This is a genomic window from Photobacterium marinum (assembly GCF_000331515.1).
Lineage (GTDB): Bacteria > Pseudomonadota > Gammaproteobacteria > Enterobacterales > Vibrionaceae > Photobacterium > Photobacterium marinum.
In genome coordinates, this window is record NZ_AMZO01000008.1 from 1 (window position 1) to 18,742 (window position 18,742).

The 18,742-nt window shown below is 45.8% G+C and carries 14 protein-coding genes and 1 pseudogene; 9 read left to right on the top strand and 6 right to left on the bottom strand.

What is annotated here, in order from left to right; translation table 11 throughout:
* The first annotated feature begins 262 nt into the window (after positions 1-262).
* The gene (locus C942_RS08150; protein WP_007464512.1) at positions 263-1,717 is read left to right on the top strand and encodes an aldo/keto reductase; all 1,455 of its coding nucleotides are present in this window, start codon (positions 263-265) and stop codon (positions 1,715-1,717) included.
* Between the two features lie 287 nt (positions 1,718-2,004).
* On the opposite strand, the gene C942_RS24610 is transcribed toward C942_RS08150, so the two are convergent.
* A protein-coding gene (locus C942_RS24610; RefSeq protein WP_086004392.1) for an IS1 family transposase occupies positions 2,005-2,704 on the bottom strand; the annotation gives its coding sequence in 2 pieces (ribosomal slippage) (positions 2,005-2,452 and positions 2,451-2,704; 702 coding nt in all).
* 181 nt (positions 2,705-2,885) lie between these two features.
* On the opposite strand from C942_RS24610, the gene C942_RS24895 reads away from it, so the two are divergent.
* From C942_RS24895 to C942_RS08185, 6 genes and pseudogenes are all read left to right on the top strand, one after another.
* Complete coding sequence (locus C942_RS24895; RefSeq protein WP_232428155.1) at positions 2,886-3,215, top strand: helix-turn-helix domain-containing protein; 330 nt, start codon at positions 2,886-2,888, stop codon at positions 3,213-3,215.
* Positions 3,216-3,337: 122 nt separating this feature from the next.
* Positions 3,338-3,918, top strand: a pseudogene (locus C942_RS08165) (GNAT family N-acetyltransferase).
* 138 nt (positions 3,919-4,056) lie between these two features.
* Positions 4,057-4,938 (top strand): LysR family transcriptional regulator, encoded by an 882-nt coding sequence (locus tag C942_RS08170; protein ID WP_007464524.1) that lies wholly within the window; start codon positions 4,057-4,059, stop codon positions 4,936-4,938.
* A 175-nt stretch (positions 4,939-5,113) separates the two neighbouring features.
* Positions 5,114-6,211 carry an efflux RND transporter periplasmic adaptor subunit gene (locus tag C942_RS08175; protein WP_007464526.1) on the top strand — a complete coding sequence of 366 codons (1,098 nt, stop codon included), beginning with the start codon at positions 5,114-5,116 and terminating at the stop codon, positions 6,209-6,211.
* Between the two features lie 10 nt (positions 6,212-6,221).
* Positions 6,222-9,287, top strand: coding sequence for an efflux RND transporter permease subunit (locus tag C942_RS08180; protein WP_007464528.1), 3,066 nt, complete (start codon positions 6,222-6,224; stop codon positions 9,285-9,287).
* Positions 9,274-10,746: an efflux transporter outer membrane subunit gene (locus C942_RS08185; RefSeq protein WP_007464530.1), complete on the top strand. Its 1,473-nt coding sequence runs from the start codon at positions 9,274-9,276 to the stop codon at positions 10,744-10,746. Before C942_RS08180 ends, C942_RS08185 begins: the two co-directional genes overlap by 14 nt.
* Positions 10,747-10,941: 195 nt before the next feature.
* On the opposite strand, the gene C942_RS08190 is transcribed toward C942_RS08185, so the two are convergent.
* A complete protein-coding gene (locus C942_RS08190; RefSeq protein ID WP_007464532.1) occupies positions 10,942-11,748 on the bottom strand; it encodes a helix-turn-helix domain-containing protein in 807 nt (268 codons plus the stop codon).
* Between the two features lie 51 nt (positions 11,749-11,799).
* Entirely contained in the window at positions 11,800-12,114 is a 315-nt protein-coding gene (locus tag C942_RS08195; protein ID WP_007464534.1) for a DUF6506 family protein, read from the bottom strand.
* Between the two features lie 173 nt (positions 12,115-12,287).
* Here C942_RS08195 and C942_RS08200 point away from each other — a divergent pair, with 173 nt between their 5' ends.
* Positions 12,288-12,731 carry a hypothetical protein gene (locus tag C942_RS08200; RefSeq protein ID WP_007464535.1) on the top strand — a complete coding sequence of 148 codons (444 nt, stop codon included), beginning with the start codon at positions 12,288-12,290 and terminating at the stop codon, positions 12,729-12,731.
* Positions 12,732-12,909: 178 nt separating this feature from the next.
* On the opposite strand, the gene C942_RS08205 is transcribed toward C942_RS08200, so the two are convergent.
* Positions 12,910-13,275 (bottom strand): hypothetical protein, encoded by a 366-nt coding sequence (locus C942_RS08205; RefSeq protein WP_007464538.1) that lies wholly within the window; start codon positions 13,273-13,275, stop codon positions 12,910-12,912.
* A gap of 715 nt (positions 13,276-13,990) precedes the next feature.
* Here C942_RS08205 and C942_RS08210 point away from each other — a divergent pair.
* Positions 13,991-14,749 carry an MBL fold metallo-hydrolase gene (locus C942_RS08210; RefSeq protein WP_007464539.1) on the top strand — a complete coding sequence of 253 codons (759 nt, stop codon included), beginning with the start codon at positions 13,991-13,993 and terminating at the stop codon, positions 14,747-14,749.
* 92 nt (positions 14,750-14,841) lie between these two features.
* Here the strand turns inward: C942_RS08210 and C942_RS08215 are convergent, their stop codons facing one another.
* Together C942_RS08215 and C942_RS08220 are read right to left on the bottom strand one after the other, a co-directional pair.
* Entirely contained in the window at positions 14,842-17,667 is a 2,826-nt protein-coding gene (locus tag C942_RS08215; RefSeq protein ID WP_007464541.1) for a hypothetical protein, read from the bottom strand.
* Positions 17,668-17,686: 19 nt separating this feature from the next.
* Positions 17,687-18,415 carry a winged helix-turn-helix domain-containing protein gene (locus C942_RS08220; protein ID WP_007464543.1) on the bottom strand — a complete coding sequence of 243 codons (729 nt, stop codon included), beginning with the start codon at positions 18,413-18,415 and terminating at the stop codon, positions 17,687-17,689.
* Between the last annotated feature and the right edge of the window lie 327 nt (positions 18,416-18,742).

An 18,742-nucleotide genomic window follows, 5' to 3' on the forward strand; every position in this document is an offset into this window, starting at 1 on the left:
ACTACGCCAATAACATCTGGAACTTAACACCAGTTTCAAAAAAGTAAACAAAGGGCGTTGATACCACTTGCTTGTTAACTTCTTTTGCTAGTTAGCAATCAAATTGAGTTAGCACATAGCCAATAATAAACATTCTTTATAGATATCAGCAAAAACTAACACCGTAGCGGCCGCAAGGCTGCTATCGGATGGTTGTGTCGGTATTTAACCATAACATTAATGTTTTAATAAATCATATGATTGTAAATAAGGATTAATAATAGTGAAGTTTCAAAAAGAAAAACTGAATTACACTTATAGACGAAGTCGTAACAAAAGTTTAAGACCAATAAAGTTGGCTCTATATTTATTACCAGCTATTGCTATGCAAAGTTGGGGGGATGAGTTTGCAAATTGTGCAATAGAGATGCCTACGGCCAACGTAGAAATGGAATATGTAGACATCTGTGATAAGGAAAGCAATTGCAAAAAGTTTTCTAGACTGGTTATGGGTACCGATCATTTAATCCAGGCTAATTGGGTTGTAGACGGACAACAAGAAATTTCAAATGAGGAATTAGATGCTATTCTTGACGAAGCTGTCAAGTTGGGTATAAATACTTTTGACACCTCACCAATTTATGTTGGTGATATTGAAAACAAGCTTGGTAAATGGCTAGATACTAAAAATAGTAAGGTCCGCGAAGACGGGTTTTATCACAATGAAAATCTGAATCCAGATAGAGAGCTTTATACGATATCAAAAGGAGGTTTTCCCCTTGATTTATATTACTGGCAAAAGCTGGAGTCAGGTAGTCATTCTGACGAATTCCTAACTGTTCTAAATGAAAAAGGTATATTGAGCGAAAAATCGACCATGATGGAAGATGGATCAATTAAGATACAAAATGCACCTAGCGGTACATATTCCAGCCGACTATATGGTGATAAAGAGCAGATCAAAGAGCGAGTTTCGGGCGAGCTACATCATACGACTAACCATCTAAGCAATGATATTACAGTTTATCTAATGCACCGTGATGATGCTGATTTCTTCAAGTTTGAGGAGATTGATAGACCACAAACACCTGTAAATGAAATTTTAAAGGCACTGAGTTCCGAGGAAATAGCAGACAAAGTTTGGCAAATTGGTTTGTCTAATTGGAGAACGCCAAGAGTTAATGAATCTTTAAAAGTTGCAACGGAAAATGCTGAATTACTGAAACCTGTAATTAATAGCCCTTATTTTTCTTTGTTTGAAATGTCAAAGAGAACAATACATGCCGGAGGTGTGCAGGTCTTTCACAAGGAAATGAATAACCCAGAGTTCCAGAAAGGTATCAAAATAATGCCATACTCCCCTCTGGGCGGTTTCAGTATTCTGGATAAACCCGAACCACGATGGGATAATGCTAAGGCTTCTGCAAAAGAGAAGTATGATGCGGGAGACCCATATTGGCAAAATGTATTTTACTCAATTTTCACTGAAGACAATAGACAGAGATATGAGCGAGTGGTGCAATTTACTAATGATTTTAACTATGAACATTGTACCAATTATACAGTAGACCAGATGATAAATGCATATGCACTTGCACATAAAAGAACTGATATGTTGGCTGTTGGTCCTATCACAATCCCTCAGTTACGACGAACGGTTGCTTCGCTTGGTCTATCAAAAATGCTGACTGACGATGATCTTGAATATCTTTATTATGGAGTTGTAGCTCAACAATAAACGGATGTCGACAAGTTAGTCTCCTAACGGCTTTGTTGCCTAAAAAATTATCACTATGGAAAACCTAACTGAAAGAAATGACGGTGTTGAAGCCATTTCGTCCCGTTGGCTAGAGATGGCAACTCAACATAATGCTCTGTCTTTAATTGCTAAACAAAGCACTTTCACTATTAGGTAACAAAGCCCCTCAAAGCTGTCGGTGTTTTTCAAGCTAATTGTCACTAGTTACTTGATAATTAAACAGCTTCTTTTTCTGGATTTTTGGGTCGTGACGCCAACTTGTTGAACTAACATCTGTAGAGTTCACGCTCAATGAATGTGCCTATTACTTTGTCATGCATTTCTTCAGATTTAGAGAAACCAATGGTTTTGCGATTTAGCCGCTTTAATCGCGTTCTCAATGTGAGATTCTGTCGTTCTATACGTTGGGTAAATAACTTCCCGGTAATGTGCTTCTCTGCTTGAAGGTTTGATGAGTAAACTCTGAAGTCATCAGTACAGAAGAAATTGATTGTAAATGGCTTTAAGAGCTTCAATAAAGCCTGAAGTACTTCCTCATTGCAACGTCCAAAAGCATGGGCGATGATCCGTTTAAACCTTGGCACCCAAGTATACCAAAGCCAACGTTGGTTCTTTTTGTTCTGAACAAATGACCATTGCTCATCAACCTCACAGATAAGCTCGATTTCAGCTTTATCGAATGGGACTAAAGTTACTTGCCTTGGTTGGAATTTTTAGTGTTCTCAGAACGGTATTAAGTCCAACTTTAAGTACCCTAGCAGTATCACGTAATCCAGCTTTGTTCATAGCCATATCTACAATTTGTTCTTTCAAGCCAGGGTGATAGGCATTGTAGGTGTAATCAAGTTGTAATGACTTTCGGCAATCAAGACAGCGATAACGTTGAGCTTTATTCGCTCCAGTCCCATGCTTGCGAACTGATTTGGTCTGAGAGCAGTAACGGCAAGGGACTTCTAGTATCGCCATAAGATCACCTGAGAACTCGACAAATAACTAAATATTGTTCAAATAACCAAGTTGGCGTCATGACCGAGATAAGCCAAAATATATCGCAAAAAAGCTGGATGCTCTCATCAGGACGATCGCCTCAGAAGGCACAGCCCCAAACACCTCAAACGAACATCATTATTCACTGGTCCGAAAAGCTTTGTGTCACCTTGAAGGTCATGGCTCCGATGAGCTAGAAAAGCAGCTCAGCTGTTCGCGTCGAACACTAGAGCGTGCTGTAATGAAAGTAACCGGGCTGACCATTAAGCAACATGAAATGATGAAGCGATTGGATCTGCTTTTTACCTACCTGTATAAGCATGCTGATAAAACGCTTAACTGGGTCGACATTGCCCTAAAATTTGGTTTCAGCGATCAACCTCACCTTATCCGCGAGTTGAAGAAGCACATCGGTGCCACACCGGGCAGTTACCTGAACACACGGAATTTGATCATAGATATTTACGGTGATTTCGAATCAACCCCCTGAAATGAATAACAGATACGTAAAATCCAAAATCACAACTCTGTCGCTTTTATTCAATATTGAGCAATCCGATATGGTTACTATGGCCAAAACCAAAGTGAATAAATAAAAGTACGAAGGACATTATGCAGTATCAACAATTGAAGCAGGGCCACACCTTTCCACTGACAAGGGAGCTAACTATCCGGCTGATCCGACAAGACGACTTCCGGATATCGTAGCCATGCTGGAAAATCCCAACGTCACCCAATACCTGTTTTTTGCACCATCGCCAGTGGAAGTGTATGAAGCCTACTTTATGCCTATTATCGAGAACACGAAACAGGCAATAAGCGAGGGCGAATGGCCGGAAAATCCAACTTTCATCATCCGTGATACCAACGGTAATTTTATGGGGATGGCAGGCTTGAGCCAGGCGATGATGCTGACTGGGAATTATGATATCGGCTATCAACTACCTGAAGATGCATGGCGACAGGGTATTGCCACCACAGCCTGTCGTTTTGTCACTGCTCTGGCATTTAACGAGCTGGATGCCCACAAGCTTTGTGGTGACTGCTATGCCAGTAATATTGGCTCAACCCGAGTGCTGGAAAAGGCTGGCTACAGCTTAGAAGGGCGACAAAGAGCTTATTACCGGCTGGAAAATGGTTTTGACGACAGGCTATGGTTCGGCCTAAGCAAAGCGGACTTTGATAAACAATAACGCCGTTTCATCCCTTCGATCTGTCGGTAACTAAAAGCTATCGAACCGGAAAAAGCAGTGGCTGGCAGAAACTGTCATTGATTCAACAATCTGAGTCATTCAAACTAAAGACACTTTAGCTAATAAAATTTCCGTACCATGCGCCTCGACGATCTCAAACTTTTCATAACAGTGGTACAGCTTGGCAGCTTTACCGCCGCCGCTAATGCCCTCGATCTGCCACGGGCCAATGTCAGCCGTCGTATCGGTGAACTGGAAAAGTACCTCAACGCCCAACTCTTTTTCAGGACGACCCGTAAGCTCCGCCTGACTCAGCATGGTGAAATCTACTACCGTGAACTGCAAAAAGTCGTCGAGGGTATTGAAAATGCTCAGGAAGCGCTTTATCAACTGGATGACAAACCTGTCGGCAAGGTCAAAATCGGCATCCTCCCTGACAGCGATGAAGCCATTGAACCGATTCTGACTAAATTCCAGCAAATCTATCCTGAGATAGAACTGGAAGTCCGGTTATGCCAGAACAGCTATCAGGGAATTTACGAACAAGGCCTGGATTTAGCCTTCCATGTCGGCCAGCTTCAGGATTCCAGCTTCGTTGCCCGCCATATCACCAAAATAGGCCGCTTCCTGCTTGCCAGCCCGAAGTACATAGAGCAATACGGGCAGCCGGAAACCGTTGAAGATATCGCAAGCCACCGTTGTATCTGCTATCGCTGGCCGGACGGCACACTGGAGGATGTCTGGCACTTTGCAGATTGCTCCATCAAGGTCTTGCCTAAATTAAGTAGCAACAGTACCAATTTCGTACGCCGCTCAATGATTGCAGGTCAGGGGATCAGCTTTCTGCCACTCCTGCTGGCAGTTAATGCCATGGAGAACGGTGAATTGGTACAGGTTCTGCCGGAATACCAGTCAACAACCGAAGATTTCTGGCTGCTCTACCCTAACCGCCACGGGATCAGCCATGCCACCCGACTGTTGATAGATCACCTGTTAGAAGAGATCCCAAAGATCATCTGATTTTTGTCTTAAAAAAAGAGCGAATGAATTGAAATAAATCCTGTTAGCAAACTAAATGACGTGAAGTTTTCACGCCAATTGTCACGAAATTCATGACAGTCTTTCACGCATATGGCAGATTATCCCGGTAACTGCGCACACTAAAATGGCTCCCGAATTACTGTGGGAGTCAAACATGAAACAATTACCCTTTTTAACCCTGGCACCTGTGACATTGATGGTGCTATCAGGGTGCAGCGAAGCGCCGACTGCGATTGCAGATCAAGCTCCAAGACCAGTTCAGGTCATTGAGCTGGGCAACAATCAGCAAATCAGGCTAAAAACTTTCTCGGGCGTACTTGAAGCAGCCGACAGCGCCAACCTGGCATTCAAAGTACCCGGCACCATTGAACAAATTCTGGTCAAAACCGGCGATACTGTTAGTAAAGGGCAAATTATCGCCCGACTGGATCCCCATGACTATCAGGTTACCGTAACAGAACTTGAAGCCCGTCTTGAGGAAGCTAAAGCAGCAAGAGCTTTGGCTGAAATTGAACTGAAAAGGGTCAGACAAGCCACTGGCGACAATGCCATTGCCGCTGTTAATCTTGATCGCGCCGTCAGCGGATACAAACGTAGTGACGCAATGGTTAAGGTGGTACAACAAAACCTGCAAAAAGCCAAAGATGCCCTGAGCTATACCCAGCTGACCGCCCCATTTAACGGTGTTATCGGTAAACAGTTCAGTGAACAGTATGAACAGGCATCGCCGGGCATTCCCGTTTTCACCCTACACCAGCCAAACCAGCTGCAGGCAACTATTGATATGCCGGAAAGCCTGGTAACTCAGTTCGGTCAAATCAAAGATGCCCAAATAAGTTGGTTCGACGCAGATAAATCACTGCCAGTTCAGCTTAAAGAGATCAGCACCCTGCCGGATCCAATCAAGCAAACCTATACCTTTACCTATAAACTGGAACGCCCGTCTTCGGATCTGCTGCCGGGTAAAGCCATTCAGCTTAATCTGCCTTATCAGCATCGTGAAGACAGTTACTGTGTTCCCTACTCTGCTCTTAAAGAAGCAGAATACGGCCCATCGGTCTTTGTCCTGAAAAGTGGCAAAGCGGATTTACAACGAGTTGAAATCGAATCCATACATGCCAACCAGGCCTGCATTTCCGGCAACATGAAGCCGGGTGACATGGTCATCACCGCAGGTGCTCATTACCTCAAACCTGGCCAGCCTGTCGGAGCAATCCGGACGGTGGCAATGAACAACGCTATGACACAATAAGGTGACGAAGATGAACCTTGCAGAATTTGCCATCAGGCAGCGCACCTTTGTCACGTTTTTCTGCGTGTTGTGTGTGGTTGCAGGCATTACCTCCTATTTCAAACTTGGTAAGCTCGAAGATCCGGCATTCACCGTTAAGAGTGCCGTGGTTGTAACTCTGTATCCGGGAGCATCGGCAAGTGAAGTCGAACAGCAGGTGACCGACAAACTGGAAACCAAACTGCAGGAAATGGGCTCACTTTGGAAACTTCGCTCGCTTTCTCGTCCGGGCAGTTCGATGATTTTTGTCGACCTGCAAGAGGCGACCAACTCTAAACAACTCCCGCAGCAATGGGACTTGTTACGCCGAAAAATTGCCGATGCAAAACTCTCTCTGCCGGCATCAGCGCAAATTAGCATCGTTCAGGATGAGTTTTCTGAAGTCTACGGCATGCTGTTTGCCGTCTCCGGTGACGGTGTGGAACCCAATGAGCTGCGCCTGTATGCCAAAGAGCTTCAACGTCGACTGAAAACCGTCGAAGGCATCAAGAAAATCGAGCTTCACGGTGTTCGCAATCAGGTCGTCAATATCGACCTGCCTGACGAACGCCTGGCAGAATACGGGTTATCCTCCGCTCAAGTGCTGAACCAACTGGCCAGCCAAAACATGACATTTGATGCAGGCAGTTTCAAAGCCGGTTTCGAACGGATCCGTGTCGACCAGAGCAGTGAATTCAAATCACTGGACGATATCAGCAACCTGATGATTAAAAGTGGCGTTGGCCCACTGGGCAGCGGCTTGATCCGCCTTGGTGACATCGCAGATATTTCTATGGGTTACCAGACACCGGCTTTATCAATGAGCCGCTTCAACGGCCTTGATGCTATTACCCTTGCGGTCAGTCCGGTTGACGGGATCAACGTGGTGTCACTGGGTGACGCCCTCAATCACGTGATTGGTGATTATCAGCAACAGCTGCCGATCGGCGTGGAAATCAATACCATTGCTTTCCAGCCCAAAGAAGTCGAAAAATCGATAAATAACTTTGTAACCAATCTAATAGAAAGTGTTGCCATCGTAGTCGTCATTTTGTGGCTGTTCATGGGATATCGAAGTGCCCTGATCGTCGGCAGCAGCTTGTTGCTGACTATTCTGCTGACACTTATCTACATGAAACTGACCGCAATTGATCTACAGCGGGTTTCACTGGGTACTTTTATTCTGGCTCTTGGCATGCTGGTTGATAACGCCATTGTGGTAACAGACATGATCATCGCCAAGATGAATAAAGGGACAGAAAAGCTGAAAGCCGCACAAGAAACGATAAGTGAAACCGCCATTCCACTTTTAGGGGCAACTGTCATTGCCATTATGGGTGCCAGCCCGGTGCTGTTTTCACAAACTGATTCTGCTGAATTTGCCGTCTCGGTCTTCTGGGTAATGTGTTCATCCCTTCTGCTGTCATGGCTGGTTGCGATGACAGTAACTCCATTAATGTGCTGGAAATGGATTAAACCGAAAACCAGCAAAGGCGCACAGAATGACAACGAAGCGAAACCGTCCCTTTATAAAAAAGCCGTTCAGCTAACGGTGAAGCATCCACTAAAAGGATTGAGCCTGTTGATCCCGCTGCTGGCGATCACGGCATTTGTTGTCCCGCAAATCACTGTCAACTTCATGCCAAGTTCTGACCGGGCCATGGTGTTCCTTGATTATTGGTTGCCGAACGGTGCCCAAATCGAGCAAACATCTACAGACATGAAAAAGATTGAGCAATGGCTTCTGAAACAACCGGAAGTGAAAAACATCTCAACCTACGTGGGAGCCAGCGCCCCTCGCTTTTCCGTGACGGTTGAACCAGAGCCTTTCGATTCAAGTTACGGCCAGATCCTGATTAATACCCGTGATTTCACGAGTATTGCCGGGCTGGTTGAACGCGGCGATGCCTGGCTAAAAGCCGAATTTCCTCATGCAGAACCGCGTTTCCGCCCGTTGAAACTCGCCACCAAGGACAAATACAGTATTGAAGGACGCTTTATCGGCCCGGATCCGCAAGTACTGCATCAATTATCCGAGCAGGCACAACAGGTTTTTGCCACCAATCCTCACACCAAATACATTCGTGATGACTGGCGTCAACAAAGTAAAGTAATTGTCCCACAACTTAATCAGGAACAGGCCCGTCGCGCCGGTATCAACCGCACTGATGTCGCCCTTGCCATTAAACGAGCAAGTGAAGGTGTGCCGCTGAGCCAGCTTCGTCAGGGTGATGAGCTAATTCCGATAAAACTGCGCAGTCACAATGCCGATATTGACTCACTGGAAACCCTGCCGGTGCGCTCTCTGCTCGGCATGCATAGCGTACCATTAGGTCAGGTTGTCGATACCTTCGAGCTAAAGACAGAGGAAAGCATGATTTGGCGTCGCAACCGCCTGCCAGCTATCACTGTTCAGGCTGACGTTCACGGTGAAACCGCATCAGAAGTGCGTAAACAGCTCGCCAAAGAAATCGAGTCAATCAAACTGCCACCGGGTTACGCCTTTGAGTGGGGCGGCGAATACTACGATGAACATCGCTCTGTCGTCGACACTTTCATGCAGTTGCCCAAAGCTGTGCTTATCATGGTGATCATTCTGGTTGCCCTGTTCAATGGGTTCAAACAACCGGTCATCATCATGACCACTGTACCGCTGGCCGCCACAGGTGCGAGTTGGTTCCTGCTGCTGACCGACAAGCCTTTTGGTTTTATGGCCCTGATTGGTGCAATTGCCCTGTCCGGCATGATCATCAAAAACGGGATTGTCCTGATGGATCAAATTGAGCTTGAACGTGCAAACGGCCGTCCGCTGGAAGAAGCCATCAAAGAAGCCACCCTGAATCGTACGATGGCAATTTCAATGGGGGCACTGACGACGGCGTTGGGGATGATCCCGTTGTTATCTGACCAGCTTTTCGACCAGATGGCCGCAACCATCATCGGCGGACTGGCCGCTGCAACCGTGCTGTCACTGTTTGTTATGCCGGCACTGTACCGTTTGTTCTACCGCTCGGAATCACCTGCGGACACTAAGGAGTTCAACAATGAATATGCTTAAACTCACTCCGCTCGTAATTACGATGGTGCTGTCTGGCTGTGCTGTCGGTCCTGACTACCAAACAGCGGAGCAAACACTGACGACAAAACAGAAACTGGTTCTTGAAACCGAATACCTCAATTCCGGAGTCGCAGGAGTCAATAACACCAGCGCTTTTTCAACCAGTTCAGCCTGGTGGTATCAGTTTAATGATGAAGTACTAAACCGCTTGGTTGCCGATGCCCAGCAGCAGAACATTCCGCTGAAAATTGCTGCCGAGCGAATAAAAGCCGCAAAGGCCTATCAAAACGTTGTCGAGTCATTCAAAGTACCGACAGTCAGCCTCGGCATTGGTTTCTCGTCACTGGGACTGAGTGAGAATGATCCTTTGCTCGGCCCGGTTGTCTCCTCAGACAACCCTCTGGGGATGGCGCTTGTTGATTCCAATCAGCAAGCATTTCATGCCGGTGCAACCATTGCCTGGGAACTGGATCTGTTTGGCAGAATCGACCAGCAAGCCAAGGCGGCTTCAATTCGCAAAGAACAGGCCGATATTTTCCGCCAGGGGCTGACAACGATGATCACCTCTGAAGTAATCCATAACTACCTGCAATTTCGGGGCGCGCAGGAGCGCAAAGCCATTGCTTTAGCCATGGTTAAAGATCAGGAAGCAACGCTGAAGCTGGTTAACAAAGTCGTCGCCAGCGGTTACGGTTCAGATCTTGATCTCGCCCGGGCCAAAGCCATGCTAGCCGCGACAAAGTCTGTGGTGCCTCAGTTGGAAACCGCCGAAAACGCCCACCAGCAGCGACTGGCAATCCTGCTGGGGGATAGTCCGGCCCAAATGCAACAACGGCTGAACCGAGCGAAACCATTGCCTGAACTAAGCGGTATTATTCCGACTGGTTTACCGTCAAATCTTCTTCAGCGCAGGCCGGATATCCGAATCGCTGAACGGGAAATGGCAGCGGTTAATGCAGAACTCGGTGCGACGATTGCTAACCAGTATCCGAAATTCTACCTGACGGGCTCACCGGGCCTGGTCGCTGAAAATTTCGATGACCTGTTCAGCAGTGATTCGGCGGCATGGATTGCCAGCGTAGGAGTAAGCTGGAACCTGTATGACGGTGGACGCGGTGATGCACTTATTGAACTTCAGGAAGCACGCTTTAAAAGCAGTGTGCTGTCTTACCAGTATGCGGTGAACAGTGCGATCGGTGAAGTTGAAACAATGCTGGCCGGTTACGGAAACAGTCATCAATATCAGACGTTAGTCAGTGACTCAAAATCAGAAACCGACAAAGCAGTTAAAAAAGCCAAGTCGCTTTATGCCGCAGGATTAGCAGACTACCTGACCGTATTGGATGCTCAGCGCCAACAGCACATTATGCAAGACAGAGTGATTGCGGCGAGATTACAAACGGCAAACTTCGCTGTCAGATTAAACAAGGCCCTAGGCGGAAACTGGGAGGTACTGTAAGCCAGAGACTTTGTAACTGAAAGACACATCACAAACAGCACAGTTTCAGCTACCTGAAATAACGGCCGCCCGCCGGCTATTAAGGCAGACTCCCACAAATTCTGCCTGGCGGGACGGCCGTTTCCCCCCTCTTCTACATGAAGCTTTTCGCTAAAAATAAACCTTTAGCCATGTGTTCTTAATCGACGCAAATTTTCAATCGTAAATATCGTTGTTGTAATGATTTAGACTAAAGTTCTCTTCCGTCAGGAACTGCTTCGGGGTTACACCGGTGAAGCATTTAAATTCCTTAATAAAGTAAGGCTGATCATAATAGCCGTGATCCAATGCAATTCCGGTGTATTGCGTACTGCCCTCGCAAAGCAAGGTTCTTAAAGCCGACTGGAACCTGGAGGTTCGCTTGAAATACTTGGCATCAACGCCAGTGTAAGCCTTGAACTTGCGCTGAAACGTACGCTCACTGACATTCAGCTCCTGCTTTACATCACTGATCACATCACTGCTGTTCTGATAATAGACTTCATCAATCGCCCACTTCAGCGCAGAACCATCTGCCCGCTCAGGCTTTATTTGCTGTAGCAACCAGCTTTCCAACAGCGAGATTGCTGCAACCTCAGACTCAAATTCCGTAATCTGTGACAAAACACTTCGTGGAATAATCGTACTGACATCCACAATCTGATCGGCGATCTCCGTCAGAGGGATGCCAAACAACTGGAAAAAGCCAGCCGAGCGAAAACGCACAGACAGCACTTTCGTTGCCCCTGTCGGTTGAAGCCGGAACGTCGACTTACGCGGACATATCACCAGACCTTCACCAAAATTCAGCCTGGCCTGTGAAGGTGATTCGGCTACGACAGGCTCGCCGAGATTAAACAGAATCTCGACACCGGTTCCCGGCAAAATATCAGGAATGGCCAGAGGCTGACTCTGCTCCCACAGCCAGAACTGAGCGACAAAATCACTAAGCGGTGAGCCTGGTCGGATAAGTAATGTATTCATGGCGCGAATGTAGCACACCGCCTCTGATGCTGACAGAGGCGATTTTCCTTATTAAGACAGGAACAGCTCGTCACCGCTGACAAAGCCCAGACACGGATGCTTATCAAAACGCACCACACCAATATGCAGACGATCACCGGCAACTTTAACAATTTCAGCTACGCCCTGATGGCCGAATCCAGCACATAGTTCAACTGCCTTAATTCCTTCTTCCACCAGCGAATCAATCAGATCACAAGCTTCCTGATAACCTGATACGGCAATGGTCTTCACATGAACTTCTTTGGTTCGAACCCATGAAGCATCCGTTTCCGGATTAGCTTCAGGAGCCACAAAAATAAAAGCAGCTTTAAATACTTCAGACATAATCAATTCCCCTCATTTCGTTGATGAGGGCATGTTACCGGGGAGGCCTAATATAAGATTGTAGAAATGCGCCAACTGGCAACTCAATCTGCAAAATCAGGCAAAGCAAAACTTTATCAGCCAATATTATGTAATCAGAATGATTAACCATGATATTTATACGGGGAAGTGCCATGGACAAGCTACACCTTCACACCATCAAATCACCGTTTTCTGTCACAGGACACCCAAAAAATCTCTATGTTGTTAGTTACTCAGATAACATTAACAGCGCCGCCAAAGAACTTGTCGACCATGAATGCCTGCTCTACAGCCGTCACAAAGGCGTCGCCTCAGATCTGATCCACCTGACTGAAACCAATGAGTTCGGTGTCGATCTTTCCGACGTTGCTTTCATTCTGCGCTCACTCGATAGCACCAGCTACACCTCATATCTTGAGCATTTAAAAAAGCACTGTCGAAACGAAGATGATTATCACCAAATACTGGCAAACCTGATCAAGCATTACATAGAAAAAGGTTACGTCCCGGATGAAAGCGGCCACTTTGAAGATTACTCGCCATATCATGATTTCCATTGCGGAAATAAAGAATACTTTGCACAAAAATATAGGTAGGAGTCTTTCTATCAGAAAATAGAAATAAAAAAATAGTGGCTAATTAAATTAGCCACTAAGTGAGTATAGCGTGGACAGGACTAAGTTCCTTTTTTATGGTGCTACACTGTCAGGTTAAAAAACCTGACGCACTGAATATTATTTTGATTATGCCTCAGTGCAGGCCTCATACCCCCTTTTAGTATGAATGCTTTTGAGAGTAGTACGAACGACGATCCACAGCTTCACCAAGAATATAAAGAAGCTGCTTGAACTCTTCAGTCTTCTTAATCGTCTTCAGAATAATTGGATCACTGACTTTCATCAGATTGAACATGGAAGCTTCCAGATCGTCTTTCAGGTCATCATAATTGATAATAACGGCGGCAATGCTCGCTTTAACGATATCCTTGCTTAGATCTAATTCTTTCTTTTTCGCCAGATCAATAAGCTCACGTGCATGTTGTTTAATTTCGTATTGATGAAGGCATTCCTTCAGATTTTTTTCATCAAACTGTACGCCGATACCTTTAAGCGCTTTTACCATCTCTATCATTTTATGCATAACACTCTTCTACAATCGTAATATTATTTTTTAAGTCTTATTGGATAATGTGAACAACAACATTCACATTCCAGTACTCATTATTCACCCCATTTTTTGTTACCAAATCCTGACTTGATAAATCACCCACCCTCGGCATTTATCACATTACAGATTGGTAACAATTCAATTCCCTATGACTTGCAAGTAATTGCATTTCCGCTCTTATTTTTTGTGAAATGTATCACTATTTTTTGAAATAGATGGTCATACCACAGTAATTTTTTGTAACAAAATCAACCTGATGTACGAAAAGAAAGACAGCACAGTCTTGTAAGTCATTCTTATATATGGATGTTTCTTATGTAACAGTCGTTACAATTTAACAGTATGTTCATTCCGTTATAAATGAGCATGTTATGGTTACAGCAAAAGAAATAACTACTTCCAAGCTATTTGTAAGACATATTGACGTGTTAATTTATAATTCAACAACAGAATCATCTAACCCTAAAGTGGTACCACTCTCAATGTTAATAACAAGAACGGCTCTTTAACCAATCACCTTTATTCCTGTTTGATGACATAACTTTTAAGAAGCGTTGTTTTAAACAGAGAATTCAGATTCTGTTTTAATTAAAGCAAAATGCTTTTCACCTTGAATGGTCCGATGAGTTAGAGAATAATGAGTTTTAGGTGTTCAAAAATCACTCAACACGGATGGGAGTGCGACACGATGAAACTTCACCAAATAGAAGGCTATATCCAGTCGATATACCTGGCTGAATATCCCAACCGATTATTACTTTTAGATGGATGCAGCCGGGCTGACATTCCGGTTATAAAACAATTTATCAAGGGCAAGCTGAAAAGGCCGCTGACAGATCTAAAACTGGTTGTTGTTACCCACATGCACCCAGATCATGCCGGTGCTGCGCATCAGCTACGCCAATTAACTGGCTGCCGCCTTGCTGCCGCTAATGTCGCCGGTCAATGGTATTCAGGAATTGATGGTAAGGTCATGCATATTACTGACATTCTGCTGGCCAAATGGGTTGCCAGGCGTATGAAAAAGCCGAAAGTCAAAATCTGGTATCCGTGCAACCTTAAACCCGATTTTATTCTTGATGATAAAGAGCCACTGCCCGGCTTTCCTGACTGGTTAGCATTATCAACCCAAGGCCACACTGACAGAGATTTATCCCTGTACCATGCCTCTAGTAACCGGGTATATGTCGCCGATCTTATGGTTAAGGTCAAAGGTCGCTTTATCCCTCCTTACCCAGTGTTCTATCCCAATCGATACAAATCCTCGCTACACAAAGTCATTGGGCTCAAACCTGATTCAATCATTTTGGCTCATGGCGGAGAAGTTCAGCCATCTGAGCAGGAGTATAAATACCTGCTGGACAATGCACCTGAAATCCCAGTTACCCACTGGCGTTCAGTAAAAGCCAAACTGAAAAAAGTACTCAAGCCAGCTACTGACGCGTAATAAGAACTCAGAAAGACATAAAAAAGAGCTGCAATGATTAATTGCAGCTCTTCTACGTTATTTTAATTCTGATCTATGTATTAGCAGTCAGATTAAAAGTCACTTACGACAGAAAGGTAAACTTCGTCTTTACCCAGCTTACTGTCGAAACCATGACCGTAGCCGACGGTGATTGGTAACGTCAGGTTATAACCGAGTTTTGCCTCAAGGGTGATCTCAACACCGGCACCAGTCAGCTGTTTTCTGTCTTTTCCGGCATCCCATGCCGCACCGGAATCAACAAACACTGCACCGGATAAATCACCTAAACCAACCGGATAGAGTGACCAGTTTCGTTCAAAACGGCTCAGCCAGGTTTTCAGCTCAAGTCGCTGGGTCGCATAACGGTGACCGCGCTGAGCTGATTCATCGTAACCACGTAGTGCCTGAGTATCCCGACCAAACAATGGAGTTTCTTCCAACAAATCATTACCGCCCAGACGGAAACTTTTGGCTTCATCATCAGCATAACCACCGGCCAGCCTTGCTGTCAGAGTTGTACGTCCCGGCAGATCCCAGGTAGCAACCCACTGCGCCTGATACTTCTGTCCATCATAATCACCATCGAAGACATCATTAGTTTCTGCCACCACATCAATATAGTGCCCCCAACCAGTACCTGGTACATTCAGATAAGCCTCTCGGTTATCAAAGGTGACAGCCAATCCAACCAGCGCTTCGTTGGTTTCACGGAAAGTTGTTGACGCAAAGTCCGGCTCTGAAACCAGACTTTCTTTGTCCAACACACCACCGGCATGAAGACTTAGCTGATCTTCGAAGGCATTGAAGATATGACTGCGTTGAAGCAACACAGAGTCTTCACGGGTAATGCGATAATCCGTCCTGTTCCCCTGGATAAACTTGTCAAAGTCATGAGTGCTTTCTAATGTCATCAACCAGCGGTTATCGTACTGGTAGAGAATATTCAGATCCGCGACTTCATTATCGACATCCCACGCTGCCAACACTTGATAATTATGGCGCCCCAACGCATCAGCGCCGAATGTTGTTGCGCCGATCAATGTTCGGGTGTCATCGGCCTGCAGCACAGGAAGCCAGTTATGCGGACGAAGTGTAGACCAAGGGCTATAAGCTTCTGGCTCACTTTTTTCTACACTATTTGGCGCAGCCGACGGGAAGTCACAGCGTCCCTGATAAGCACTGACCTGCTGAGTCGATACCGCTTTGGGCTCCGCCAGGTGTCGTAGTTGGTAACCTTCACTATCATACGCCTGATAGAACAGGCCAGATCCCTGCTGCCATTCAGGCTGAAGTGCACCACCCAGCTCACGAGTCCACTGTTCCAGTTCACCACTTACGATATCAAGTGCATAGATATTGAAGATACCATCATAATCGGCACTGAAAACTACGCGGCCATCCGGCAAATATACCGGACTGCTTTCGGCGGCTTTGGTTTCAGTCACCTTAGTCCAGGCTTTGGTGGCCAGATCCAGCGTTTCCAGATCCCATCCCTGCTGTGGGCGTTTAACCGACGCCACTAATTCAGCGCCGTTCGGTGATATATCAAATGAGCCCAGAACCGTATCGGCATCACCGCGCCAAATACGAACAGCAGCATCTTTATCGTCAGCATTCAGCAGCCACAACTCACTAACGCCCCCTTCCTTGCGGCTGGCGAGCAGCTGCTTACCATCCGGCATCCAGCGAACTTTGCGGAAACGCTGACGCTCTGTGAGTTGCAGCCAGTCACTATCACGGAACAAGAAGATATCGTTGTAACCTCTGCCGTCGGCATAATGGATCAAACGTGAAACGGCCAGACCGGACTGAGGATGAGAAGACATAGAAGTCACGCTCTTGCTCTCTGCCAGCGACAACCACTCTAGATCTTGTGAATCAAAGACTGAGATTTCCGGGCGATCTTCACCGTTGTTGCGATTAACCAACAGGCCTTGTTGACTACTTGCCGTTACCTGAAGGAAAGGAGTCAATTGCAGGTCTTCACCGGTAACAGCCTGGGCCTTCAACTGCGCCAGCTGTGGCTCAAACTCCGCTTTCAAGTACCCCTGAAAATCGCGCCAGAGCGTATCGAAGTCACGTCCGAACGCCCGCTTCGCACTACGGTTGATCAAAAAGTAAGGAATAATGCGTCTGCTGTAATCTTGCAAAAACAACTGGATATTCTCTTCGCCATAAGTATCTGACAGGTACTTCATAAAGTAAGCACCATAAAGATACTGATAACCCAGCGGCCATTCGCGATCGGCAACAACAACCTCGTCCAGATCTTTTACCTCTCCGCTGGCAACTTCCATGCGCATTTCCATCGCATAATTGCTGCTTTGCAAACGCCCGTAGCCTAACTCTTCATTGGTTTCGAGATAAACTGCCAGCCCTTCCAACAGCATTGAAGGCGTTAGCGCATGAGGGAAGAAGAATGCCTGACGGCCAAAAATAGACTGCAAGGTTTTAGGAACACCGGTAGACATTTCCATATGCATGATATGAGCATACTCATGACGAATCAGCATATGCAGCCAGTCATCATTGGTAGCCAGATCACCACCATCTTCAGGCGGGCTCATAAATAAACGGATTTGTGCAAAAGGAAGTGGTGTTGCCCAACCATTCGAGTAATCGAAGTCATCAACCAATACCATCTCGGTACGATCTTTGGGTGCAGACTTAAAGAAAGGGAGCTGTTCGGTGCGAACGCGTTCCGCAATATCCAGTGCTTTGGCTGCCATTTGCTGATGTCCGTCAACAAAATGTACTGAGAAATGTTCTGATTCCTGGGTCAGCCAGGCTTTTCCGCTTTCGTCCCATGCAACTGGAGATGCAACTGCAGATGTTGCCGACAAACCGGCTGTTACAAGCAAACCAACCAAAGTCTGCTTGAGTGTAATCTTCTTCATTTTTTAAACCTTAAACTTATTACCAACAGTCCGGCATGAACGCGTAACCTTTACTTCGGACGGTAATGATTCTCCGTGGCTGAGAAGGCATATCACCTAATTTTTTCCGTAATGTTGCGATCTTATTGTCTATAGTGCGATCAAAGCCATCATATTCAACACCTCGTAATACCTTGACCAAGTATTCGCGAGACAACACTTCATCAGCCTTGGATGCCAGCAGCCACAACAGGTCGAATTCACTTGCGGTAAGCGAAATTACCTGTTCTTCCATTACACAGCTTTTTCGCTTGTTATTGAGCACCAGATTGCCACAAACCAATTTTTCATCACTGATATGAACAACCGAATGCGACAACTTGTCATTTAAATTATTCAACGGAGCATCAGACTGCATCCGGCGAAGTAACATACGGATTCGCGCCAGCAGTACCCTCATTGAAATTGATTGCTTAATGAAATCATCAGCGCCGAGCTCCAACGCTGCGACATGCTCAATATCATCAGCGAAAGGCGTTAGAAAAAGGAGTTTACTCTTTACCCTTGGACGAAGCTGACGACATATTCCTAAACCATCATTACCGGGACAAGACAAGCTGATTATCACCAAGTCAGGCTGAGCATCACAAACCAGAGACGTCGCAGAAGCTTCATCTGAAAGTGTCACATCATAACCATGTTCTGTCAGATATGACTGATGCTTTGCCCTCAGATCCGGATTGTCTTCCACCAAAATTATTTTTGTCATTCTGAATTCAATTAATTGAACAACGTACAATATTGGCATTTATATTACTCTTATTTTTCTGCTTGTAAATTAAGACGTAGGAATACAAGGCAATTACAAAGTAATGATTTGTAAGCGCGAATAATTGCAATCAAAAAAACGGCCAGAAAATAAGCGTCAATTGGCTTAAAAGCAAATCCAAGGCATACAAAAAAGCCCCAGCATTTCTGCTGAGGCTTCGTTGTTTTGGCGGAGCGGACGGGACTCGACGCGCACGGCCAGTGCCGCGACCAAGAGAACGTAGGACTCTCGGGAGCGGAAACCACATGCGAAAAAGCCCCTGTCTTT